Consider the following 21,891-nt stretch of genomic DNA (forward strand, 5'->3'; position numbering starts at 1 on the left):
TTCATTCGGACATTATGCCGGGGTCGCGTTCCACGGCCATGGGCAGGCGGACGATGAAGCGGGCGCCGCTCTGCATGTCCTCGCGATCGGCGATGCTGATCTTGCCCTGATGCCCCTCGACGATCGAGCGGGCGATGGCGAGGCCGAGACCCGAATGCTTGCCGAACGCCTCACCTTCCGGGCGGACGCTGTGGAAACGACGGAAGACATGCTCGCGCTCGCCCTCGGGCACGCCGGGGCCTTCATCCTCGACGCTGACCAGCACTTCATTGTCGGCGACGGTGGCGATGATCTGGACCAGCCCGTCGTCGGGCGAGAAGGAGATGGCATTGTCGATCAGATTGTCGAGCACGCGCACGATCCGCTGTTCCTCGCCCAAAACGACGGCGACCTCCTTGCGCGGGCGGGCAAAGGCGAGGCGGATGCCGCGTGGCACGCCGCGTGCTTCGCGGGCGAGGACCATGCGCTCAATCAGCAGGCCAAGGTCGATCGGCTCGAACCGGGTGCGGGACAATTGGGCGTCGATGCGGGAGGCTTCGGCGATGTCGGTGACGAGCCGGTCGAGCCGGCGGACATCATCCTGTGCGATTGCCATCAACTGGTCGCGCAGGTCCGGCCGGTCCACCCGTTCGAGCGAATCGAGCGCGGATCGAAGCGAGGCGATCGGGTTCTTGAGTTCATGGCTGACGTCGGCGGCGAAGGCATCGGTCGCGTCGATCCGCTGGCGCAGCGCATGGCTCATGTCAGACAGGGCGCGGGCGAGCATGCCGATCTCGTCGCGTCGCTCGGGCAGGCGAGGCACGGTGACCTCCCGCGCGCGGCCGAGGCGAACGCGCACGGCGGCACGGGCCAGGCGCTGGAGCGGCTGGACGATGGTGCGGGCGAGGAACAGCGACAGCAGCACGGAGGCGAGGACGGCGGCAGCCAGCACGATGCCCAGGCGCAGCCGTTCGGCGCGGACGATGCGGGTGATATCGCGCGCATTTTCGGTCGCGAGCAGGCCCGAACCGTCGCGCACGGCGACGGCGGCCGAGATCATGAAGGTGCGATCGGGCGCGTAGCGGTTCATCGCCTGGGGCTGGCGCGTCTTGGCGGCCAGCACCAGTTCGGGCCAGGCGCTGGCGCGATCGACGGCGGGTTCCTCGAAATTGGGCGGGCGATCGGCGGAGACGACGCGGTCGACCGCCTTGTCGAGGAAGCGGGCGACATGGCGCTGCCATTCCTCTTCCGAGGGCAGGCGCAGCCGATAGCGCGGCGCATCCATGGCGAAGCTGTCGGCCATCAGATTGCCGGCCGCGTCATAGCGGCGCACCCGGTCGCCGGTCTGGCGCGCATAGGCGGCGATCAGCGCATTCTGCCGGTCGGCAGGCGCATTTTCCAGGCCAATGGCTAGCAGCTTCAGCTCGCGCGCCGACTGTTCCAGCCGATCGTCGACGATCCGCGTGCGATAGCTGTCCAGATAGAAGAAGCCGCCCGCCAGCAGGGCGAGCGCGAAGACATTGACCGCCAGGATGCGCGGGGTGAGGCTCAGTCGCCCCGACCAGCGCACCGCGAGCGGCGCGTCCTCATTCTTCGGAGAAGCGGTATCCGGCGCCATAGAGCGTGTCGATTGCGTTGAAGTCAGGGTCTACCTCTCGGAATTTGCGACGCAGCCGCTTGATATGGCTGTCGATCGTGCGGTCGTCGACATAGACGTCGTCCTGATAGGCGGCGTCCATGAGCTGGTTGCGGTTCTTCACCACGCCGGGCCGTGCAGCAAGGGTTTCCAGGATCAGGAACTCGGTGACGGTCAGCGTCACATCCTTGCCGTCCCATTTCACCCGGTGGCGGGGCGGGTCCATCTCCAGCCGGCCGCGTACGATCGGATCGGACGGCGGCTCATCGGCGGCTTCGGGCGTGCGGCTGATCTCCGCGCGGCGCAGGATGGCGCGGATGCGCGCGATCAGCAGCCGCTGCGAGAAGGGCTTGGAGATATAATCGTCCGCGCCCATGGCCAGGCCCAGCGCCTCGTCCAGCTCGTCCGCCTTGGAGGTCAGGAAGATGACCGGCATCTGGCTCTTTTCGCGCAGGCGGCGCAGCAGTTCCAGCCCGTCCATCTGCGGCATCTTGATGTCGAACACGCCAAGGTCGGCCGGATTGTCGGTCAGCGCCTTCAGCGCGGCTTCCGGGTCGGTGTAGATGCGCGTGACGAACCCTTCGGTCTGCAGCGCGATCGACACCGACGTCAGGATATTCTTGTCATCATCCACCAGCGCGATGGTTGCGGTCATGCTGCGTCCCGGAACGTCATGATAAAATGGGTGAAGGCATCCAGCGTTAGACGATGGCCGCCGGGCCTGCAAGGAAGGGGCGTTGCAATTGTTGCTGCGACCCGTGCGTCGTTTTTCGGGACGGGCTGTGGTTCGCCCCTATTTGACGGCCGTGGCGCAAAGCCCTATGCCGGTAGGGCTTGAAGGGGAGGATGTCCGCGCGACAAGGATCGCGGCGCTCCCGGACGGGCCGGTCGCATAAAAAGACAAGCGACTAAGGGACTTTTTACATCAGGAGCTAAGGCGTGCAGGCCAAATCCTCAATCACCCTGGTCGACCAGGGCATCTCCACCCATGCCACCCAGTTTTGGAACCTCGGCACCGCGCCGCTGGTCGAGGCCGCGCTTGCCAATGGCGAGGGCATTTTGGCCAAGGACGGCCCGCTGGTCGTCAAGACCGGCAAGCATACCGGCCGCAGCGCCAGCGACAAGTTCATTGTCCAGGATGCCGAGACCCAGGACACCGTCTGGTGGGGCAAGACCAATGTGCCGATGACGCCGGCGCATTTCGCCGCGCTGAAGGAGGATTTCTTCAAGGCGCTGGGCGAGAAGGACAAGCTCTATGTCGCCGACCTCTATGGCGGGTCGCAGCCCGAATATCGGGTCAATGTGCGCGTCATCAACGAGTTCGCCTGGCATAATCTGTTCATCCGCACCCTGCTGGTGCGGCCCGAGGCGGCGGCGCTGGTCGACTTCGCGCCGGAATATACCATCATCGACCTGCCGACCTTCGTCGCCGATCCGGCGCGCCATGGCTGCCGCAGCGAGACGGTGATCGCGGTCAACTTCACCGAGAAGCTGATCCTGATCGGCGGCACCCGCTATGCCGGCGAAATGAAGAAGTCGGTGTTCGGCATCCTCAATTATCTGCTGCCGACCAAGGGCGTGATGCCGATGCACTGTTCGGCCAATATCGGCCCGAATGGCGACACGGCCGTCTTCTTCGGCCTGAGCGGCACCGGCAAGACGACGCTGTCGGCGGATGCCAGCCGCACCCTGATCGGCGATGACGAGCATGGCTGGTCGGACCAGGCGGTCTTCAATTTCGAGGGCGGCTGCTATGCCAAGATGATCAACCTGTCGGCCGAGGCCGAGCCGGAAATCTTCGCCACCACCAAGCGGTTCGGCACGGTGCTGGAAAATGTCGTGATCGACGAGGAAAGCCGCGAGATCGACCTGGACGACAATAGCCTGGCCGAAAATAGCCGCGGTTCCTACCCGATCGACTTCATCCCGAACACGTCGGAGAAGAATCTGGGGCCGGTGCCCAAGAACATCATCTTCCTGACCGCCGACGCCTATGGCGTGCTGCCGCCGATCGCGCGGCTGACCCCGGAACAGGCGATGTATCACTTCCTGTCCGGTTACACCGCGCGCGTCGCGGGCACCGAGATCGGCGTGACCGAGCCGACCGCCACCTTCTCGACCTGCTTCGGCGCCCCCTTCATGCCGCGCCACCCCAGCGTCTATGGCAATCTGCTGAAAGAGCGGATCAACAAGGGCGGCGTCACCTGCTGGCTGGTCAACACCGGCTGGGCCGGAGGCAAGGCGACCATGCCGGGGATCAAGCGCATGCCGATCAAGGTGACGCGCGCGCTGCTCAACGCCGCGCTCGACGGCAGCCTGAACAGCGCCGAATTCCGCACCGATCCCAATTTCGGGTTCGAGGTGCCGGTGGCGGTGAATGGCGTCGACAGCCAGATCCTCGACCCGCGCGCGATGTGGGCGGATAAGGACGGCTATGACGCGACCGCGGCGACGCTGGTGAAGGCCTTTGTCGACAATTTCGCCCAGTTCGAGGAGCATGTCGACGATGGCGTGCGCAGCGCGGCGCTGACGGCCGCCTGAATGGGCGCCTGATCGGACGCAGCAGTGTAGTGAAGGGGCCGGGGCGGAAACGCTCCGGCTCTTTTGCTTTTGGCGGGAGCGCGGCGGTGCTATGCTGACCGCCTATCATGGCAGCGGAGATTAGCATGGGCATGTTCGACAATCTGATGGGCAATCTGGGCGGGCTGGAAGCGATCGCGCAGAAGGTCGGGCTGGAGCCGGAACAGATGCAGGGCCTGCTGAACGAGATCGGCGCCAAGATCGGCAGCGGCGAGACCAGCGTGTCGGCGCTGGCCGAGACGGCGGCCGAGCATGGCGTGTCGGCCGATGCGCTGCAGCAGCTGCTGGGCCAGTTTGGCGGGCCGGAGGCGATATTGGGCCAGCTTGGCGGCTTCCTGGACCGCGATGGCGACGGCAATCCGCTCAACGAGCTGAGCGGCCTGGCCAAGGGGCTGTTCGGCTGAACAGGTTGCGGCGCGGGCCGGCAAAGCCGGCCCTTGGTTGCCCCCAAGTTTTTTTGGCCTTGCCTTCGCGATGCGGTGGGGCCATTTGCGGACTACACCATTATTGCGAATGATCCGCAACTAGCGCCGCCCTATCATGGCGGCGCCGACGAAATGCAAGGATAAGGTCTTGACCGACGTGACGATCGAAAAGCCGGTTCTGGAACCCACCGGCGCGCTTTCCGTGGAAACCGTGCTGTCGGTGAAGCACTGGAACGAGCATCTGTTCAGCTTCCGCATCACCCGCCCGGCAAGCTTCCGCTTCCGTTCGGGCGAGTTCATCATGATCGGCCTGAAGGGCGATAATGGCAAGCCGCTGCTGCGCGCCTATTCGATCGCCAGCCCGGCCTGGGACGAGGAAATCGAATTCCTGTCGATCAAGGTGCAGGATGGTCCGCTGACCAGCAAGCTGCAGAAGATCGAGCCGGGCGACCAGATCTATCTTGGCCGCAAGCCGACCGGCACGCTGGTGACCGACGCGCTGCTGCCGGGCAAGCGGCTGTTCATGCTGTCGACCGGTACCGGCCTGGCGCCGTTCCTGAGCCTGCCGCGCGACCCGGATGTGTATGAATTCTATGAGCAGGTCGTGGTGGTGCATTCGGTGCGCCGGGTGAGCGACCTGGCCTTCCGCGAAGAGATGGAAGGCAAGTGGGCCGAAGACCCGCTGGTATCGGAGCAGGCCGCCGGCCAGTTCCATTATGTGCCGACCGTGACGCGCGAAGAATTCCCCAACAATGAGCGCATCGACAAGCTGGTCGAGAGCGGCAAGCTGTTCGAGGGGATTCCGGGCGCGGCGAAGTTCGATCCCGAAACCGACCGGATCATGATGTGCGGCAGCATGGAGATGATCAAGCAGTTCGCGGCCTATTTCGAGGAACAGGGCTTCACCGAAGGCTCCAACGCGGCGCCGGGTCAGTTCGTGATCGAGCGCGCGTTTGTAGGCTAAGCGCTGCGGCAGCGAGAATAGGGAAGGGCCGGGGGAGCGATCCTCCGGCCCTTTTTTTGTTGCGTCAGGTCCGTTCGTCCTGAGCGAAGTCGAAGGACGCGCCGAGCGGAGCGAGGTGCCTCACTGCGTTCGGCAGAAGGCTTCGACTTCGCTCAGCCCGAACGGTTCTTTTACGCCCCCTTCCTCTGGGCGACATAGGCGTCGACATTTTTCGCCAGCACGGTCATCGGCACGCCGCCGCCCTTGACCACGGCGTCGTTGAACAGGCGGAAGTCGAACTTGTCGCCCAGCGCCTGTTGCGCCTGTGCCCGCAGGCGGACGATTTCGCCATGGCCGACCTTGTAGCCGCAGGCCTGGCCCGGCCAGGCGCAATAACGGTCGACTTCGCCCTGCACATCCTCGACCGTGGAGCCGTTGGTGGTGGCGAACCAGTGGATCGCCTGTTCGCGGGTCCAGCGCTTGGCATGGAGGCCGGTGTCGACCACCAGACGGCAGCAGCGATAGGCGATCGACTGGAGATAGCCCAGCCGCCCGGCGACATCGCCATCATAGGCGCCCAACTCGTCGCCCAGCTGCTCGGCATAGAGCGCCCAACCCTCCGAATAGGCGTTGAAGGCGAGCATGGAGCGGATCAGGGGGAGCTTGTAGGTATATTCGCCCTGCCAGATATGGCCCGGAATCCCCTCATGATAGCAAAGCGTCGGCAGCGAATAGCGCGGCCAGATGCTGGTATCGCGCAGGTTGATATAATAATTGCCCGGCACGCTGCCGTCGATCGTGCCCGCGCCGGCATAGGCGCCCGGCGCCCCGGCCTCGATCTCCACCGGCACCCGCTTCACCACCAGCTTGGCCGGCACCAAAGTCGCGAAGGCGCGGGGCAGGCGGGTGCGGATATCGGCGAGGCGCCCGTCGATATAGGAGAGGATCTGCTGGCGACCCTTGTCGTCATTGGGGAAGAGATAGCGCGGATCCTTGCCCATCGCCGTCATCCGCTCGCCCACGGTCCCCTTGGTCATGCCGAGGGATTTCAAGAGCCGGTCCATTTCCGACTGGAGGGCCTTGAGCTGTTCCTGGCCCAGCGCATGGACTTCGTCTGGCGACATGGTGGTGGTGGTGCCGGCCTGCAGCGCCCAGCCATAATAGGCATCGCCCTGCGGCAATTTCCACACGCCCGCATCCATGGTGGCAAGGCCACGCTGGCGGGTGAGTTCGGCGGCCTGGCGGGCAAGGGCGGGGGCGATGGCGGTGCGGGTGATCCGTTCCGCCTTGGCGGCATAATCGCCCTGCATGTCGCGGGTGCGGCGCGCGATCGAGGCGACCGGCACCCACTGGTCGATCGGCTGGCCCTGCACCGCCTTCATCTGGCCCAGCGTCTTGTCGAGCAGGAAGGCGGGGGCGACGACGCCGATGCCGGCGTCATGCTTCAACCGCTCGGTCTCGCCGTCGAGATTGGCGGCATATTGGGTGAGGCGTTCGAGATAGGCGTCGGCGTCGGCCGGGGTGGCGATGCCATGATTGGCGTCGAGGAAATCGGGCGTCTCGATGAAGGCGCCGGTATTCTGCGCGACGGCATAGGGCGCGTTGCGATAGGACCAGTTGCTGTTCATCATCGCCATGTCGCCAAAGGGGAAGGCGAAGCCGGCATCGGCCAGTTCATGGGCGGCGCGCACCACCTCCACATCGGTGCGGGTGGCGGGCGACAGGGCGTCGAGATCGATGGCGCGCAGCTGGGTCAGGCGATCCTTCACATGGGCGGCGATCCGGGCCTGGCCGGCCGGGCTCTTGTCGCCAAGGCGCGCTTTCAGCGGGGCGCGGGCGCCGGTGTCGAGGCCAAGGCCGCTCGCCGTTTCGGGCGCATCGGCCAGCATCGCTTCGGCCATGCCGGCGAGCAGGGTTTCGGCGCGGGCGTCTGCGCTGGTCGCCTGCGCCAGGGCGCGGGCGGGGAGCGCGGACAAAGCGAGGGCGGAGGAGCCGGCGACGAGAAAATCGCGGCGGGAGGTCGTCATGGCGAAAAGGGTCTCCGTAGGAAATCACGCGGCTGGCGCGATTTCCGAGTCATCCGGCGGGGCGCCGGATTGGAAATCGCTCTCTTAACTTCGCATATTTCCCGCACATTTCGACATCTTATTTCCTACCTGCGACAGATCATAATAATCGGGCGATGCAGCCAAGGTCGATCTCCGGCGCGCTGATCGTGAGTTCCGCGACCAGATCGCGCAGGGCGATGCGCTGGCGATGGGGCATGGCGGCGCGGGCGCCGCTGCGCTCGGCACAGATGGTGCGCATCGCCGCCAGCATCACCCGATTGTCGGGCGCGCGGCGATGGCCGACCACCACGCCGCGCCGGATGATGGGGCGGACCTGCGCACAGCGGGTCAGCGCGATCGCCTGGGCACGGGCGGCGTCCAGCCCCATTTCCAGCGCCCAGTCCCAGGCGGCGGCAAAACTCTCTGCCCCCTGTTTCTGCCGCAGCTGATAGGCCGAGCGCGGCGAACAGCCGACGCTGCGCGCCGCCTGCGCCACCACGCCGCAGCGCGCCAGCATGTCGATAAAGGCCCGCTGCGCGGCCGGCGACCAGCCCGACGCGCGCCGGCGCAGCATCGGGACGGAGGTGAAATGGAGAAGGGGCATGTCGGTCATGCCGGCGAGGCTATCATGGGGCGGGAGGTGTAGGACAGGGAACGATATATGGCCTGCTTGCAGAAATTCATTTCATGGGGCAATCGCATGGAATGTTGCCTGAAATGCCGGTTCAAGGCTGGATTCTGATTGCGCTTGCTGCCGCGGCTTATACGCCTGCGCTGTATGTCTACCGTTATTTGTCCGATAGCCCGGCGCGACACGACGTGACTGCTCCTCCAAAGGATTTCAGTTGGCGGACTCCTCAACACTTCTATCGAAATGTCCTGATCGTCATTGGACTGGTTGCGTTGGCCGGCTTCATCTTCACATCCACTGCCGAAAATTTCGCGCGATCACCTTCCTTTTTTCCGCTGTTGATTGCAGCAGGCGGTCTTTGGTCGCTGTGGACGGTATGTAGAGGGATAGTTTGCGGACAGATCGAACCGCTGGTTCGCGGTTTTTCACGGATTTATGAGCGAACTGAGCAACCCAAGCGTTTCTGGGTTTCGGTGGCCTGGAACGGCTTTCTGGGGTGTCTGTTCCTCTGGCTGGCTTTTGTGACTGCTGGCGAAGCGCCGGATCGTGCGATGCGCGGCAAATGCTCAAATTATGAAGACCATTTCTCACCGAGCGAGGCTGTAGCCGCCTGTAATCAGTTGCTGGCAGGTGATGCGCGCGCCAGCGATCGGTCAGACTTTCTGTTATCGCGGGGTAATGCCCATTACGAACTTAAACATTATCGGCAGGCTCAACGCGATTATGCGGAGTCGATCCGGCTTGATCCCGAAAGCTCCGCTGCCTGGTATAATTTAGGTTTGGTCTATGGGGGCTTGGGTCAGCCAAACCAAGCTTTGGATGCCTATACCAAGGCAATATCTTTCAACGATCGGAACGACGAGGCTTATGAGAACAGAGCAGCGCTCTACCTGAACAGGCAGGAGTTCGATCTCGCAATCAAGGATTTCAATCGAGTAGTTGAGCTGAAGCCTGACGACCCCCAGGCTCTGGAAAATCGCCGGCTCGCATATGCCTGGAAAAAGGAGAAGGCCAAGGCGTGGCAGGATCTTGGCGCTATTGGTGCAGTCGATGAGGAAAGCACCGTTCTTTTGCACCAGCAGGCGTTGCGCAGTCTCAAGGTCAACGATCCGCGCCGGGCAATTGAATATCTTACGCAGGCGATAGCGGGCAATCGCCGCGACAGGTGGGCAATCACCTTGCGCGCGGAAATTTACGATCGTCTTGGCGAGACCGAAAAGGGCAAGGCGGACACCGAAAGGCTCTTGGAACTGAACCGGCTCGATGCAGGGCATGGGCGGCAGCATTGAGAGGCGCAAAGGATATGCTGGTTCTTAACATTGCCTCCAATTGAGCTGTAATATTTTTGGGTATATCCTCGCCTCGCTCTGCGACAGGAAGGTGCGGCGATGGCGCGCAACACATCGGTGACGATCGGCGATCATTTTACCCGCTTCATCAGCGATCAGGTGCAGACCGGTCGCTATGGATCGGCGAGCGATGTCGTGCGGGCGGGGCTGCGCTTGCTGGAAGAGCGTGAGGCGCAGGTGCAGGCGTTGCAGGCGGCGCTGATTGCCGGGGAGGAGTCGGGCGCAGCGACGCCGTTTGATTTTGAGGCGTTCAAGGCGGCCAAGCGCGGCGGCTGAGGCGGGCGGGGCGGTGAAGCGGCTGCTTTTTACGCCGGCGGCGCAGGCCGATCTGTCCGACATCTGGGATTATAGCGCGGCGACCTGGGGCGCGGATCAGGCCGATCTCTATATCGATGCGATCCGCGATGTCTGTCTGGCATTGGCGGATGGGCGGCGGCCGGGGCTGCCGGTCGATGTGCGGGCCGGTTATCGCAAGGCGCCAGCGGGATCGCACATGATCTATTATCGCGACGGTGGCGATCATCTGGCCATTGTCCGTGTCCTGCATGGGCGACAGGATACGGGGCGGTATTTGGCCTGAAGGAGCGGTCGCTCCGCTCGTTGTGGTGCGCGCGCGTGGTGCTACGATCGGGGACGAGTGCTGAATGGATCCCGGATCAAGTCCGGGATGACGGTGGTTTATTGGGGTGGGGTCAGGTGCCCTCCACCCGCAGCACTGCGCCCTCGGCCCCGGTCACGCGGACCCGCGCGCCCGCTTCGCTATCCGGGCCGCGGGCGGTCCAGACGCTGTCGCCGACCTTGACCCGGCCTTCGCCGCCGCGGATCGGTTCCACGACGGTCACCAGTTCGCCGATCAGGCGGGCGGTGCGGTCGTTGAGATTGGGGTCGGTCGAGGGCACCGGATTGTCCACATACCAGCGCCGCCCGGCCCAGACCGAAATGACCGAGAGCGCGGCGAAGATCAGCAGCTGGAGCGGAATGCCGATCGGCAGCGCCAGCGCGGCGAGGCCGGTGATGGCGGCGGCGATCGCGATCCAGATCAGGAAGACGCCGGGGATCAGCACCTCCGCAATCGCCAGCAGCGCGGCGAAGACCAGCCAGGCCCAATGATCCTGGAGCAGGGTGAGCCAGTCGGTCATGGGGTGGTCCTGTGGTTGGTGGGGTGGGGTGGTTTTGTGTCGTTTCGGTGGCGGCGGGGCGCAATTGCTCCGGCCTCGTGGATAGCGGAAAGTGCGGGAGATGGATTCCCGCTTTCGCGGGAATGACGGGGGTGGGTGGGGCGAAACACAATCCGTTCGGGCTGAGCTTGTCGAAGCCCTTTGCCTTTGGAAGAAAGGCGCCCCCTTCGACTTCGCTCAGGGGAGGCTTCGACTTCGCTCAGCCCGAACGGTGTTTGGGGTGAGCGCTGCGCTGCTGGCTTCTCGACTTGGCTCGAAGCGAACGGAGGTGGTGGGCGCTTCGGGGTGATGGTGGCTCTTTGGGCGCGCGGGATGGCGATGGGGTGGGCGGCGGCCCAGCCGGCTTGGCTTGGCAGTGCTGCCCGATGGCCTCGCATCGCCACCTTCCTCAGCCCTGGGTCTGGCCGAACGGTCCCCGGCGTGGCGCGGCGGGTGGCGCGGGTGGGGTGGGGGTGTCGGCCAGCGCTTCCTTGGCGAGCTGGCCGATGCCGCCGAGCGTGCCGATCAGCTGGGTCGCCTCGACCGGGAAGAGGATGGTCTTGGCATTGGGCGAGGTGGCGAATTGTTGCACCGCGTCGGTATATTTCTGGGCGATGAAGTAATTGAGCGCCTGCGGATTGCCCGCGGCTATCGCGTCCGACACCATCTGGGTCGCCTTGGCTTCGGCTTCCGCCTCGCGCTCGCGCGCCTCGGCATCGCGGAAGGCGGCTTCGCGGCGGCCTTCGGCTTCCAGGATCTGCGACTGTTTCTGGCCCTCGGCGCGCAGGATCTCGCTGCTTTTCAGGCCCTCGGCTTCCAGGATGTTGGCGCGCTTCTCGCGCTCCGCCTTCATCTGCCGGCCCATGGCGTTGACGATGTCGGCGGGCGGGCGGATGTCCTTGAGTTCGACGCGGGTGATCTTGATGCCCCAGGCGTTGGTGGCATGATCGACCACGGAGAGGAGGCGGGCGTTGATCTCGTCGCGCTTCGACAGGGTTTCGTCGAGGTCCATCGAGCCCATCACGGTGCGCAAATTGGTGGTGGCGAGCTGCATGATGGCGACATAGAGTTCGGACACTTCATAGGCGGCCTTGGCGGCGTCGAGCACCTGGAAGAAGACGACGCCGTCGACCGACACCATGGCATTGTCCTTGGTGATGATTTCCTGCCCCGGAATGTCGACGACCTGCTCCATCATGTTGATCTTGCGACCGACGGCGTAGAAGAAGGCGGGGTAGAAATTGAGGCCGGGCTTCGCCACCTCGGTAAAGCGGCCGAAACGCTCGATGGTATATTGATAGCCCTGCCGCACCACCTTGACGCTGACCGCCAGGTAGAAGAGCACCAGAAACGTGACCGTGAGTGCGAAGGTCGTCACCATATGTCCTCCCCAGAGAAGGAGATCACTATGGCGGCTATTCGTTAACGGGAAAAGGCAAAGTGATGGAGAGACATAAGATGCAGTTGCGCCACGCCCGATCCCTGCTGTTCCTGCCCGCGTCCAATCCGCGCGCGGTGGCCAAGGCGCGCACGCTGGCGTGCGACATGGTGATCCTGGACCTGGAGGATGCGGTGCCCGACGCGGACAAGGCGGCGGCGCTGGACGCGGCGGTGGAGGCCGTGGGCGAGGGCTTTGGCGGGCGGCTGATGGCGGTGCGGATCAATGTCGAGGGGATGCCCTCGCATGGGCCGGAGATGGTGGCGCTCAAGCGCACCGCGGTCGACTATGTGGTGCTGCCCAAGGTCGAGAATGCCAAGCAGGTGAAGGATGTCTATTCCGTCGCGCAGAAGCCGGTGATCGCGATGATCGAGAGCGCGAAGGGCGTGCTGGCGGCGCCGGCGATCGCAGCGGGCGAGGGCTGCGCCGCTTTGTTCGTGGGTACCAATGATTTGCGCAAGGATCTGAGCATTCCGCCGTCGGCCGGGCGGGCGGGGCTGGCCCATGTGCTGCAGAGCGTGGTGCTGGCGGCGCGGGCGGCGGGGATCGCGGTGTTCGACGGCGTGTTCAACCGGCTGGACGACGAGGCGGGGCTGGAGGCGGAATGCGCCGAGGGGCATGGCTTCGGCTTTGACGGCAAGACGCTGATCCACCCCGGACAGGTGCCGGTGGCGAACCAGGCGTTCGGCCCGGACGCGCAGGCGGTGGCGGATGCGCGCCGGCTGATCGAGGCGGCGACTGGCGGGGCCGAGCGCTTCGAGGGGCGGATGATCGAGGCGATGCATGTCGACGAGGCGCGGGCGCTGGTGGCGCGGGCGGAGGCGGTCGGGCAATAGCGAAAGGCGACAAGGCATGGCGGTGCGGTTCGACAAGGTTGCGATCATCGGGACCGGCCATGTCGGTGCCACGGCCGCCTATGCGATGATGCTGCGCGGGCTGTTCACGCAGATCATGCTGATCGATGCGGACGGGCCGCGCGCGCAGGCCGAGGCGCTGGACATTGCCGACGCCAATGCGCTGGCGCGGCCGGCCCATGTCCTGCGCGGCGATTATCGGGATGCGGGCGACGCGGCGATCGTGGTCATCACGGCCGGCGCGACCACCCATGGCGAGGAAAGCCGGCTGTCAGTCGCCGGGCGCAGCGCTGCCATCGTGGCGGACTGTGCGCGGCGGGTGGTGGAAGCGGGCTTTGGCGGGGTGATGATCGTCGCGTCCAACCCGGTCGATGCGATGGCGCAGGTGGCGCAGCGCGCGTCGGGCCTGCCGATGGGGCAGGTGATCGGCACCGGGACGCTGCTCGACAGTGCGCGCTTTCGCCGGCGGCTGGCCGATCGGCTGGGGGTGGCGCCGGTGTCGGTCGAGGGACAGGTGCTGGGCGAGCATGGCGACAGCGAGGTGGCAGTCTTTTCGGGCGTGCGGATCGGCGGGGTGACGCTGGACCAGTTTCGCGGCGGCGCGGTGCTGGACCGGGCGGAACTGGCGCATGAGACGATGCGGGCGGGCTATGCGATCAACTATGGCAAGGGCCATACAAGCTATGGCGTGGCGACGGCGATAGTGCGGCTGTGCGAGGCGGTGCGGCGCGACGAGCAGGTGGTGCTGCCGGTGTCGACCCTGGCCCATGGCGAATGCGGGGTGGCGGGCGTCTATCTGAGCCTGCCCTGCGTGATCGGGGCGCTGGGGGTGAGCCGGGTGCTGGCGCCGGACCTAGATGCGGAGGAACGGGCGGCGCTGCGGGCGTCGGCAGCGGTGTTGCAGGGCATCATGGACGGGCTGGAATCCCATTGAAAATCGCCGGCGATCATCCCTCCGGCAGGTCCACCCTGGGCAGCAGTTCCGCCTCCAGCGCGGGATAGAGGTGGGCGACGCTGCGTTGCAGCTCGTAGCGGGCGGCGGCCATGGTGGCGAAGCGGTCGGGGATGGGGAGAGTGCCGGCCTCCACCATGTCGAGGCCGGACTGCACGGCGGTGCGCAGCGTCGTGTCGAGCCAGTCGAGCCAGTCGCGGGTCTGGGCGATGGCCCGAATGCCGCCGGGATCGAACGGGCCATGGCCGGGGATCACCGCCTTGTGCGGCAATCTGGCGAGCGTATCCAGGCTCTCGCGCCAGCGGGCGAGGTTTGCTGTCGGGGTGCTGGGCGCGCGGTCGAGGAAGAGCAGGTCGCCGGCGATCAGCGTGCCGGTGCGTTCGTCCAACAAGGCGAGATCGGCATTGCTGTGGCCGGCGAGCGGCAGCAGTTGCAGGCGGCGGCCGCCGAAATCCTCCGCCGGCTGGTCGATCCGCCGGCCCGGCAGGGCGAGGTCGGTGCCGCGCATCCAGTCGCCCAGCAGGCGATAGAGCGCATCGGAAAAACCGCGTCCGTCCCGTTCCATGTCGGCGATGGTGCCGGGCAGGGCGGCGACGATGGCGGGATCGAAGGCGGCGATGCCCATGCCATGGTCGGGATGGAGATGGGTGACATAGACCCGTATGACCGGCTGGCCGGTCAGCGTCTCCGCCACTTTCCTGAGCATGTGGCCATAGCGGATCGAGGGGCCGGCATCGACAAGCAGCGTGCCGGCCGGGGTGGCGATGATCGTAATATTGGCGATCGCGCCGCCATTGGCGAAGCGCATCGGTTCGTCGGCGCCATGGATCATCCACAGGCCATCGGCGACCGGCTGCGGATCGATGCGATACTCGTCCGTCGCGGCGCCGGCCAGCAGCGGGAGGGCGCCGGTCATGCCGGCCAGCGCCTGTCGGCGGTTGAGCATCATCGGCCGGTCGCGCCGGTGGCAGTGGGCAGTGGGGACTGGCGGGCGACGGTCACCTTGGCGAGATAGGCGCGGCCATTGGTGTCGCGCGCGGCGATGGAGAGCGTGTCGCCGGGATGGGCGCGGGGCATCAGGGTGATGGCGGGGTCTTCCGCCACGGCGGCCCATATCTCCATCTCGCCGAGCAGCCCGCCGTCGGCGCCGGTCACGCGCATCTGTTCGATATGATAGGTCGGGATATTGGCGACGAAGCCGGTGTCCATGGGATGGCGGAAGGTGACGCGCAGCCGGCTGGCGCCATCGGCCATCGGCCAGGCTTCGCCTCGCATTTCGCCCAGATGCTGGGCCCAGTCGCCCTTCACCCGGCTGACCGGTGGGGCCGAACAGCCGCCGCCCGCCGCATCGACCCAGCCGCCGCTGACCAGCCATTGGCCGTCCGCCAGTTGCACCGCGCCGCGCACCGGGGTGCGCTGGTCGAGCTTGATGCGGGTGGCGACATAAGGTTCGGCGCCGTCGGGGCGATAGTCGATGGCGATCGGGATGGGATTGAGATCGGCCAGGATCAGCATGCGCCTGACGGGGCCGAGGTCCTGACCGAGGCCACGCGCGTCGAGCGCGACCGGGAAGCTGCGCTGGTTTTCCGCGATTTCGGGATAGCTGACCTTCACGCGCGGATCGAAGCGGACCGGATCGTCGCCGAAGATGGTCTGCGCATGGGCGGTCCACATCGGCGAGTGCAGCGGATCGGCGGGATAGGGCGCGCGGGCGGGCGCGATGCCGCCGCTTGCCAGCAGGCAGAACATCGCCATGGCTGTCAGGGTCTTGCGCCTGTTCATCCTCTTCTCCCAAAGTCCATGCCTAGCGCCAGGAAAAAGCGGCTACCATTGCACCTTGGGTCGTGGAGCGTGGAAGGGATGGGGATGCGGGCGAGGATCGGGCTGATGGCGGTGCTGCTGCTGGTGCCGGGCGTGACGCAGGCGCGGGCGCAGGAGGCTGGCCTGTTCGACGCAGAGGGGTATCGCATTGCCCATTATCGTGGGCCGGTGCATCGCCCGCCCGAGGGGGTAGGCAGGATCGCGCCGGCCGCGATCGCCGGGCTGCGGCCGGATGTCGACATGATCCTGATCGACGTGCTGCCGGCCGAGGGCGGCCATCGCGAGGCGGACGGACGCTGGCAACTGGCGCAGCCGCATGAGAGCATCCCCGGCGCCCACTGGTTTCCCGAAAGCGGGCGGGGCGCGCCGATGCCGGATATCGCGGACTGGTTCGCGCACGGGGTTGCGCGGCTGACCGGCGGGAGGCGCGACCGGATGATCGTCACCTTCTGCCGCGCGGATTGCTGGATGGGCTGGAATGCGGCGCGACGGCTGCGGGCGATGGGCTATCGCAACATCTGGTGGCTGGCCGAGGGGACGGACGGCTGGCGCGATCTGGGCCGCGACCTGAGGCCCGTCCAACCCGCGCGCCGATAGGACCAAAGGTCAATTGTCTGGCCCCCGTTTTTGGGCATGTTGCACGCTAACGGGGTAGTTCAAACCATTGATTTTCGGGAGAGAGTAAATGCTTCATCGTTCGGCGCTGGCGATCATCGGCGGCCTGGCCATGGCCAGTGCGATGCCGGCCGCGGCCAAGGACATCACCGTCCATATGAAGAACAAGGGCGCCGATGGCGCGATGGTGTTCGAGCCGTCTTTCGTGAAGGCGGCGCCGGGCGACGTGATCCATTTCCAGCCGACCGATCCCAGCCATAATGCCGAGACCATCTCCACCATGCTGCCGGCCGGCGCGACCCCGATGAAGGGGGCGATGAACAAGGAGGCGGTGCTGACCGTCAGCAAGCCGGGCCTCTATGGCATCAAGTGCATGCCCCATTATTCGATGGGCATGGTGGCGCTGGTGCAGGTGGGCAAGCCGACGGCGGCCGATGTGATGGCGGCCAAGGCGGTCAAGTTGCCGCCCTTCGCCGCCAAGCGGATGAATGCGGCGCTGGCCCAGGTGAAATAAGCGCGGGCCAGTCCCGCAAGCGGTCAGGCCGGTCATCCACCAGGATGGCCGGCCTGTTCTCTGTCATTCGTAGCGCAGCGCGTGGATCGGATTGGTGCGCGCGACGCGGAAGCTGTGCGCGCCAATCGTGAGGATCGCGATCAGCAATGCCAGCCCGCCTGCCAGCAGGAAGGGCAGGGGCGTCAGCGCGATGCGGGAGTCGAAGCCGTTGAGCCAGTCGCGCATCACCCACCAGGCGACCGGCCAGGCGATCAGGTTGGCAATCAGCACCGGCCGGGTGAACTGCCAGACCAGCAGTTGCACGATCTTCCCCGTGCTGGCGCCCAGCACCTTGCGGATGCCGATCTCCTTGGTCCGGCGCTGCGCGGTGAAGGCGGACAGGCCGAACAGGCCAAGGCAGCCGACGATCACCGCCAGCAGGGCGAAGGCGGCGAAGGCCTGGGCCCGTGCTTCCTCGGCATGATAGACTTCGCGCACGATGTCGTCGCTGAAGCGGGCGGTGAAGGGCACTTCGGGAGCGAGGCGCTTCCACACGCTTTCGATCCGCGCCAGAACCGTCGCCGGATTGCCATGATAGCGGATCAGCATTTCGTTATGATTGTCGCGATCGAAGAGGAAGAAGATCGGGTCCATCGGATCGCGGATCGAGCGGAAGCGTGAGTCCTGGACGACGCCGATGATGGTGATGGGCACGCTGCCGCCAAATTCGTCGCGCACCAGGCCACCACGGACCTGCTTGCCGATCGCGTCCTGCGGTGAGGCAAAGCCCAGTCGCTTGACCGCCAGTTCGTTGACCACGGTGTTGGCGCCGCGCGCGGCAAAGGCCCGTTCGGCCTCCGGAACCTCCGGGAAGGGACGGGTGATGTCGTCGATCGGCCGGTTGATGTCGAAGCTCCGCCCGGCGAGCAGCTTGATGCCCATCGTGTCGAAGAATTTGGTGTCGACCTGATAGATGCCCATGCTGATCGGCTCTTCACGGCCGGGCACGAGGATACCGCTATTGGTGTTGTTGGTGGTGCTGATGCCGATATTGGTGCGGCCGACCGAGGTCACGCCGTCGACCTTCTCGATTTCCCGCACCATCGTGTCGAGCACCGGGTCGAGCTGGCGGCGGCTGATGCCCGAAATCTGGATCAGCCCCTCGCGCTTGTAGCCGGGATCGGAATTGCGGGCGTAGAGGGTCTGGGCATAGACCACCGCGGTGCAGATGATGAGGCCGATCGACACGGCGAACTGGGCGACGACCAGTGCGCTGCGCAGCCGGCCCGATCCTTCCGCATCGGCGGCCGACTTGTTGGCCTTGAGCACGCGGGCGGGCTGGAAGCGGGACAGGTAGAAGGCGGGATAGGCGCCGCCGGCCACGCCGACCAGCAGCACCAGGCCGATGATCGGCAGGATGAGGCCGCCGCTGCCGAAATAATGGAGGCTGAGGTCCGCGTCGAGGAAGCGGCTGACCAGCGGCAGCAGCAATTCGGTCAGCGCCAGCGCGACCAGCATCGCCACCGCCGAGACCAGGATGGATTCGCCGATGAATTGCAGCACCAGCTGGCGGCGATTGGCGCCCAGCACCTTGCGCAGGGCAACCTCCCGCGCGCGCTGGCTGGCGCGGGCGGTAGCGAGGTTGACGAAATTGACACAGGCCATGCCCAGGATCAGCAGCGCGACGATGGCGAAGGTGATGATCGAGCCGCGATCATTGCCCGGCGTCATCGACCCGTTCTGGGCGCGGCCGAGATGGACGTCGCGGACATTGACCAGGGCGAAGTTCATGTCGTCGCCCTGGTTGAAGCGGCGGCCGCCGAAAAACTGGTCGGGGATGTTGCGCTTTTCCCATTGCGGCAGCTGGGCATTGATCGCCTTGACGTCGGCACCGGGCTTCAGCCGGACATAGATCCAGCCCGACTGCCAGCCATATTGGCTGAGGAAATCGGGCGTCTGCGCCCAGTAGCTGGGCGGATCATAGCGGGCGAGCATGGTGAGCTTGAGGTGCGAGGCCTTGGGCAGATCCTTGAGCACGCCATTGACGCGATAGTCGGTCGAGATGCCGCGCGAGATGAGCGTCAGCGTCTGGCCCATCGGGTCTTCGCTGCCGAAACGGCGCTTCGCCTCGCTGTCGGTCAGCACCATGTCGCCGGGCTTTGCGAGCGCGGTACGCGGATCGCCCTTCACCAGCGGCAGGTCGAGCACGTCGAACACCGGGCCGTCGACGAATTTCATGTCGTCCACTTCGGTCGCGACGCCGTTGCGCAGCACGACCGGCCCGGCCGACAGCAGATGGACGGCCGCCGCGATCTGCGGGAAATCCTTCCGCAGGGCCGCCTGCGCGACATAGGGCGCCATCTGCAGGTTGTTTTCGCGGCCGCCATGCGGATCGGTATAATAGGTCTGGAACTGGAAGGTCCGGTCCGCCTGCGGCATCCAGGCGTCGAAGGTCAGTTCATTGCGGACGAACAGCAGGATGATGAGGCAGGCCGCCATGCCGGTCGCCAGCCCCAATATGTTGATCGCCGCATAGGTGCGGCTCTTGAGCAGCGACCGCAGGCCGACCGTCAGATAATTGCGCCACATGGGAAGTCTCTCCGTCTTGGGCTATCAGGCGGCGCGGCGCCGTTCCTGCAGGATGCGGCCGTCCAGCATATGGACGACGCGGCTGGCATAATCGGCATGGGCGGGCGAATGGGTGACCATGACGATGGTCGATCCTTCGGCGTTGAGCGTCTGGAGCATCTTCATCACCTCCTCGCCATGGCTGGTGTCGAGATTGCCGGTCGGTTCGTCGGCCAGGATCAGGCGCGGTTCGGACACCAGCGCGCGGGCGACGGCGACGCGCTGCTGCTGGCCGCCCGACAGCTGGCTGGGCCGGTGGCGGGCACGATGGGCGATGCCGACCCGGTCCATTACCGCCTCGACCTTCGCCTTGCGCTCGGCCGCGGGCATGGCGTGATAGAGCAGGGCCAGCTCGATATTCTCGGCCACGCTCAGTTCGTCGATCAGGTTGAAGCTCTGGAAGATGAAGCCCAGATGCGTCTTGCGGATGCCCGCCAGCCTGGGTTCGGGCAGGCCCGCAATCTCGGTGTCGCCAAAGCGGTAGGAGCCGCTCGACGGGCTGTCGAGCATGCCGATCATGTTCAGCAGGGTCGACTTGCCGCAGCCCGACGGGCCCATGATCGCGACAAATTCGCCCTGGAAGATGTCGAGGTCGATCGCGTCGAGCGCGGTGGTTTCGACCATGTCGGTGCGATAGACGCGGCTGAGTTCACGCAGGCTGAGCAATGCTTGGGTCATGTCTTTGCCTTTCACTTCTTTTCGAGGACCAGCCGATCCTTGTCGGCAAACCCGGTATAGGGGGATGTGAGCACCTGCTCGCCGGGCTCCAGCCCGTCGAGAATCTCGATATAGTCGGCGTTGCGCCGGCCCAGGCGCACGGCGCGCTTCACCGCCTCGCCGCCGTCGGGCGTCACCACGAACACCCAGGCACCGCCGGTGTCATTGTAGAAGCTGCCATTGGGGATGAGGCGCGCGCGCACCGGATCGCCCAGCGTCAGCTTGGCCTGGAGCGTCTGGCCGCGCTGGATCTGGGGCGGTTCGCCGTCGAGGAATTGCAGGTCGATCTCGAACTGGCCGTTGCGCACGGTCGGATAGATTTTTGCGACCTTCATCCGATAGCTCTTGCCGTTCCAGTCGACCGTCGCGGTCTGGCCGAGCTGGACGCGGGGCAGGTAGAATTCGTCGATCCCGGCAACCAGCTTGTTGCGGCCGGGGCTGTCGATCTGGCCCAGTCGCTCGCCGCGCGCCATCGACTGGCCGACCTGGATCGAGAAGGCGGAGACGGTGCCTGCGACCGGGGCGCGCAGGTTCAGCGCCTCCAGGCTGGCGCGGGCGACGCCGAGGCTGGACTGGAGGGTTTCGGCCGAGGCGCGCAGCTGAGCGAGCTGGCTGGTCTGGAGCCGCTCGTCAGTCTGCTGGGTGCGGGCGAGGACGGCCCGGCGATCACGCTGGTAGCTGAGGTCGTCGCGCGTGTCGGCAAAGGTCCGGCCGGCGACGAAGCCGCGCGCGGCCAGCGGCGCTTCCCGCTCATATTGGCGTTGCGCCTTCTTGAGGTCGAGATCGGCCTCCAGCATGGCGCGGTTGTTGGTGAGCCGGTTCTGCGACAGCGCCAGTTCCTGGCTGCGCATCGAATTGAGCTGCTGCGTCACTTCGGTCTGGCGGGCGAGGACGGACAGTTGCAGTTCGGCGTTGGACAGGCGGGCGAGCAACTGGCCCTTCTGGACGGTGGCGCCATCCTCGACCAGCACTTCTTCGACCCGGCCGCCCTCGATCGCGTCGAGATAGACGGTGATGAGCGGGGTGACGCGCGCGCGCAGCGGCAGGAAATCGTCGAACCGGCCCTGGCTGACGGTGGAGACGACGATGCGGTCGGCCGGCAGGGTCTGGCTGTTGCTGCTGGGCATATAATACCAGGCGGTGCCGATCAGCGCGATCGCGACGGCGGCGCCCAGCGCGACCTTGGCGCGCAGCGGCAGGGTCTTGCGCGCCACCACCCGGTCCATCGCGCCGCCACTGGTGGGCGCGGTGGCCCGCGGCGTTTCGCTGGGCATGCTGACGACGCTCATGCGCGGCGGCTCCACTGTCCGATTCCGAACATTGCTTGTCCGATACCGAACATCAGGCGAGGAAGGGCTTGCAGCCGGTGCCGGCGCGGGCGGGACAGCGGAGATGCCCGGCCTCGGCCGCCATCTGGCGTGGCGCTTCGCAGCCGAACGGCCGGGAAGCGGCCTGCGGCGCGGCCATCACCAGCAGGGTGGCGGCGATGCCGAGCAGGATCGAAAGCGGTTTTGACAGCGAGGAGCCGGGCCGGCGATACATTGTCAGTCTCCATCTGGACTTGGGGCACATGCCCTTTGCCCGATGCGTCGCAAGCGGCGTGCCAGTTGCCATTTTGCGGGCAT

Annotated in this window: 22 protein-coding genes; 10 read left to right on the plus strand and 12 right to left on the minus strand. The window is 65.8% G+C overall.

Annotated elements, in window-relative coordinates; translation table 11 throughout:
* Nucleotide 1: 1 nt before the first annotated feature.
* The gene (locus tag HH800_RS02800) at nucleotides 2–1,597 is read right to left on the minus strand and encodes a sensor histidine kinase (protein WP_010335533.1); all 1,596 of its coding nucleotides are present in this window, start codon (nucleotides 1,595–1,597) and stop codon (nucleotides 2–4) included.
* The gene (locus HH800_RS02805) at nucleotides 1,566–2,270 is read right to left on the minus strand and encodes a response regulator transcription factor (protein WP_004208080.1); all 705 of its coding nucleotides are present in this window, start codon (nucleotides 2,268–2,270) and stop codon (nucleotides 1,566–1,568) included. Before HH800_RS02805 ends, HH800_RS02800 begins: the two co-directional genes overlap by 32 nt.
* A 284-nt stretch (nucleotides 2,271–2,554) precedes the next feature.
* Between HH800_RS02805 and HH800_RS02810 the strand changes: the two genes are divergently transcribed.
* From HH800_RS02810 to HH800_RS02820, 3 genes are all read left to right on the plus strand, one after another.
* Nucleotides 2,555–4,156, plus strand: a complete 1,602-nt coding sequence (locus HH800_RS02810; RefSeq protein ID WP_169860125.1) for a phosphoenolpyruvate carboxykinase — start codon at nucleotides 2,555–2,557, stop codon at nucleotides 4,154–4,156.
* Nucleotides 4,157–4,281: 125 nt separating this feature from the next.
* Nucleotides 4,282–4,599: a hypothetical protein gene (locus tag HH800_RS02815; protein WP_004208078.1), complete on the plus strand. Its 318-nt coding sequence runs from the start codon at nucleotides 4,282–4,284 to the stop codon at nucleotides 4,597–4,599.
* A 136-nt stretch (nucleotides 4,600–4,735) separates the two neighbouring features.
* Nucleotides 4,736–5,584 carry a ferredoxin--NADP reductase gene (locus HH800_RS02820; protein ID WP_037517339.1) on the plus strand — a complete coding sequence of 283 codons (849 nt, stop codon included), beginning with the start codon at nucleotides 4,736–4,738 and terminating at the stop codon, nucleotides 5,582–5,584.
* A gap of 170 nt (nucleotides 5,585–5,754) precedes the next feature.
* Here HH800_RS02820 and HH800_RS02825 read toward each other — a convergent pair whose 3' ends face one another.
* Together HH800_RS02825 and HH800_RS02830 are read right to left on the minus strand one after the other, a co-directional pair.
* Nucleotides 5,755–7,590 carry a DUF885 domain-containing protein gene (locus HH800_RS02825; RefSeq protein ID WP_169860126.1) on the minus strand — a complete coding sequence of 612 codons (1,836 nt, stop codon included), beginning with the start codon at nucleotides 7,588–7,590 and terminating at the stop codon, nucleotides 5,755–5,757.
* Nucleotides 7,591–7,729: 139 nt separating this feature from the next.
* Nucleotides 7,730–8,224, minus strand: coding sequence for a hypothetical protein (locus tag HH800_RS02830; protein WP_169860127.1), 495 nt, complete (start codon nucleotides 8,222–8,224; stop codon nucleotides 7,730–7,732).
* Nucleotides 8,225–8,316: 92 nt separating this feature from the next.
* Between HH800_RS02830 and HH800_RS02835 the strand changes: the two genes are divergently transcribed.
* From HH800_RS02835 to HH800_RS02845, 3 genes are all read left to right on the plus strand, one after another.
* The gene (locus tag HH800_RS02835) at nucleotides 8,317–9,531 is read left to right on the plus strand and encodes a tetratricopeptide repeat protein (RefSeq protein WP_169860128.1); all 1,215 of its coding nucleotides are present in this window, start codon (nucleotides 8,317–8,319) and stop codon (nucleotides 9,529–9,531) included.
* 99 nt (nucleotides 9,532–9,630) lie between these two features.
* On the plus strand, nucleotides 9,631–9,867 hold the full coding sequence (locus tag HH800_RS02840) for a type II toxin-antitoxin system ParD family antitoxin (protein WP_169860129.1): 237 nt from the start codon (nucleotides 9,631–9,633) through the stop codon (nucleotides 9,865–9,867).
* Between the two features lie 13 nt (nucleotides 9,868–9,880).
* Entirely contained in the window at nucleotides 9,881–10,171 is a 291-nt protein-coding gene (locus tag HH800_RS02845) for a type II toxin-antitoxin system RelE/ParE family toxin (protein WP_169860130.1), read from the plus strand.
* 112 nt (nucleotides 10,172–10,283) lie between these two features.
* On the opposite strand, the gene HH800_RS02850 is transcribed toward HH800_RS02845, so the two are convergent.
* Both HH800_RS02850 and HH800_RS02855 read right to left on the minus strand, forming a co-directional pair.
* Nucleotides 10,284–10,730 (minus strand): NfeD family protein, encoded by a 447-nt coding sequence (locus HH800_RS02850; protein ID WP_169860131.1) that lies wholly within the window; start codon nucleotides 10,728–10,730, stop codon nucleotides 10,284–10,286.
* 427 nt (nucleotides 10,731–11,157) lie between these two features.
* The gene (locus HH800_RS02855; protein WP_169860132.1) at nucleotides 11,158–12,129 is read right to left on the minus strand and encodes an SPFH domain-containing protein; all 972 of its coding nucleotides are present in this window, start codon (nucleotides 12,127–12,129) and stop codon (nucleotides 11,158–11,160) included.
* Between the two features lie 77 nt (nucleotides 12,130–12,206).
* On the opposite strand from HH800_RS02855, the gene HH800_RS02860 reads away from it, so the two are divergent.
* Nucleotides 12,207–13,022, plus strand: a complete 816-nt coding sequence (locus HH800_RS02860; protein WP_169863200.1) for an HpcH/HpaI aldolase/citrate lyase family protein — start codon at nucleotides 12,207–12,209, stop codon at nucleotides 13,020–13,022.
* Between the two features lie 16 nt (nucleotides 13,023–13,038).
* Nucleotides 13,039–13,974: a lactate/malate family dehydrogenase gene (locus tag HH800_RS02865; RefSeq protein ID WP_169860133.1), complete on the plus strand. Its 936-nt coding sequence runs from the start codon at nucleotides 13,039–13,041 to the stop codon at nucleotides 13,972–13,974.
* A 13-nt stretch (nucleotides 13,975–13,987) separates the two neighbouring features.
* On the opposite strand, the gene HH800_RS02870 is transcribed toward HH800_RS02865, so the two are convergent.
* Nucleotides 13,988–14,941 (minus strand): quinoprotein relay system zinc metallohydrolase 1, encoded by a 954-nt coding sequence (locus HH800_RS02870; RefSeq protein WP_169860134.1) that lies wholly within the window; start codon nucleotides 14,939–14,941, stop codon nucleotides 13,988–13,990.
* On the minus strand, nucleotides 14,938–15,774 hold the full coding sequence (locus HH800_RS02875; RefSeq protein ID WP_169860135.1) for a quinoprotein dehydrogenase-associated SoxYZ-like carrier: 837 nt from the start codon (nucleotides 15,772–15,774) through the stop codon (nucleotides 14,938–14,940). Before HH800_RS02875 ends, HH800_RS02870 begins: the two co-directional genes overlap by 4 nt.
* Nucleotides 15,775–15,858: 84 nt before the next feature.
* Between HH800_RS02875 and HH800_RS02880 the strand changes: the two genes are divergently transcribed.
* Together HH800_RS02880 and HH800_RS02885 are read left to right on the plus strand one after the other, a co-directional pair.
* On the plus strand, nucleotides 15,859–16,410 hold the full coding sequence (locus HH800_RS02880; RefSeq protein WP_169860136.1) for a rhodanese-like domain-containing protein: 552 nt from the start codon (nucleotides 15,859–15,861) through the stop codon (nucleotides 16,408–16,410).
* 88 nt (nucleotides 16,411–16,498) lie between these two features.
* Entirely contained in the window at nucleotides 16,499–16,942 is a 444-nt protein-coding gene (locus HH800_RS02885; protein WP_169860137.1) for a pseudoazurin, read from the plus strand.
* Nucleotides 16,943–17,005: 63 nt separating this feature from the next.
* Here HH800_RS02885 and HH800_RS02890 read toward each other — a convergent pair whose 3' ends face one another.
* The 4 genes from HH800_RS02890 to HH800_RS02905 are packed head-to-tail and all read right to left on the minus strand — an operon-like array spanning nucleotide 17,006 to nucleotide 21,808.
* Nucleotides 17,006–19,510, minus strand: a complete 2,505-nt coding sequence (locus HH800_RS02890; protein WP_169860138.1) for an ABC transporter permease — start codon at nucleotides 19,508–19,510, stop codon at nucleotides 17,006–17,008.
* A 24-nt stretch (nucleotides 19,511–19,534) separates the two neighbouring features.
* Complete coding sequence (locus tag HH800_RS02895; RefSeq protein WP_004208064.1) at nucleotides 19,535–20,227, minus strand: ABC transporter ATP-binding protein; 693 nt, start codon at nucleotides 20,225–20,227, stop codon at nucleotides 19,535–19,537.
* 11 nt (nucleotides 20,228–20,238) lie between these two features.
* A complete protein-coding gene (locus tag HH800_RS02900) occupies nucleotides 20,239–21,555 on the minus strand; it encodes an efflux RND transporter periplasmic adaptor subunit (protein ID WP_235682007.1) in 1,317 nt (438 codons plus the stop codon).
* 52 nt (nucleotides 21,556–21,607) lie between these two features.
* Nucleotides 21,608–21,808 carry a hypothetical protein gene (locus tag HH800_RS02905; protein WP_004208062.1) on the minus strand — a complete coding sequence of 67 codons (201 nt, stop codon included), beginning with the start codon at nucleotides 21,806–21,808 and terminating at the stop codon, nucleotides 21,608–21,610.
* Nucleotides 21,809–21,891: the final 83 nt, after the last annotated feature.

Origin of the sequence: Sphingobium yanoikuyae, assembly GCF_013001025.1 — a bacterium.
GTDB classification, from domain to species: domain Bacteria; phylum Pseudomonadota; class Alphaproteobacteria; order Sphingomonadales; family Sphingomonadaceae; genus Sphingobium; species Sphingobium yanoikuyae_A.

Coding starts and splice junctions, on each gene's coding strand:
- HH800_RS02800 (WP_010335533.1), bottom strand. CDS start 1,597: ATGGCGCCGGATACCGCTTCTCCGAAGAATGAGGACGCGCCGCTCGCG.
- HH800_RS02805 (WP_004208080.1), bottom strand. CDS start 2,270: ATGACCGCAACCATCGCGCTGGTGGATGATGACAAGAATATCCTGACG.
- HH800_RS02815 (WP_004208078.1), top strand. CDS start 4,282: ATGGGCATGTTCGACAATCTGATGGGCAATCTGGGCGGGCTGGAAGCG.
- HH800_RS02820 (WP_037517339.1), top strand. CDS start 4,736: ATGGCGGCGCCGACGAAATGCAAGGATAAGGTCTTGACCGACGTGACG.
- HH800_RS02825 (WP_169860126.1), bottom strand. CDS start 7,590: ATGACGACCTCCCGCCGCGATTTTCTCGTCGCCGGCTCCTCCGCCCTC.
- HH800_RS02830 (WP_169860127.1), bottom strand. CDS start 8,224: ATGACCGACATGCCCCTTCTCCATTTCACCTCCGTCCCGATGCTGCGC.
- HH800_RS02835 (WP_169860128.1), top strand. CDS start 8,317: ATGTTGCCTGAAATGCCGGTTCAAGGCTGGATTCTGATTGCGCTTGCT.
- HH800_RS02840 (WP_169860129.1), top strand. CDS start 9,631: ATGGCGCGCAACACATCGGTGACGATCGGCGATCATTTTACCCGCTTC.
- HH800_RS02850 (WP_169860131.1), bottom strand. CDS start 10,730: ATGACCGACTGGCTCACCCTGCTCCAGGATCATTGGGCCTGGCTGGTC.
- HH800_RS02855 (WP_169860132.1), bottom strand. CDS start 12,129: ATGGTGACGACCTTCGCACTCACGGTCACGTTTCTGGTGCTCTTCTAC.
- HH800_RS02860 (WP_169863200.1), top strand. CDS start 12,207: ATGCAGTTGCGCCACGCCCGATCCCTGCTGTTCCTGCCCGCGTCCAAT.
- HH800_RS02865 (WP_169860133.1), top strand. CDS start 13,039: ATGGCGGTGCGGTTCGACAAGGTTGCGATCATCGGGACCGGCCATGTC.
- HH800_RS02870 (WP_169860134.1), bottom strand. CDS start 14,941: ATGATGCTCAACCGCCGACAGGCGCTGGCCGGCATGACCGGCGCCCTC.
- HH800_RS02875 (WP_169860135.1), bottom strand. CDS start 15,774: ATGAACAGGCGCAAGACCCTGACAGCCATGGCGATGTTCTGCCTGCTG.
- HH800_RS02880 (WP_169860136.1), top strand. CDS start 15,859: ATGCGGGCGAGGATCGGGCTGATGGCGGTGCTGCTGCTGGTGCCGGGC.
- HH800_RS02885 (WP_169860137.1), top strand. CDS start 16,499: ATGCTTCATCGTTCGGCGCTGGCGATCATCGGCGGCCTGGCCATGGCC.
- HH800_RS02890 (WP_169860138.1), bottom strand. CDS start 19,510: ATGTGGCGCAATTATCTGACGGTCGGCCTGCGGTCGCTGCTCAAGAGC.
- HH800_RS02895 (WP_004208064.1), bottom strand. CDS start 20,227: ATGACCCAAGCATTGCTCAGCCTGCGTGAACTCAGCCGCGTCTATCGC.
- HH800_RS02900 (WP_235682007.1), bottom strand. CDS start 21,555: ATGAGCGTCGTCAGCATGCCCAGCGAAACGCCGCGGGCCACCGCGCCC.
- HH800_RS02905 (WP_004208062.1), bottom strand. CDS start 21,808: ATGTATCGCCGGCCCGGCTCCTCGCTGTCAAAACCGCTTTCGATCCTG.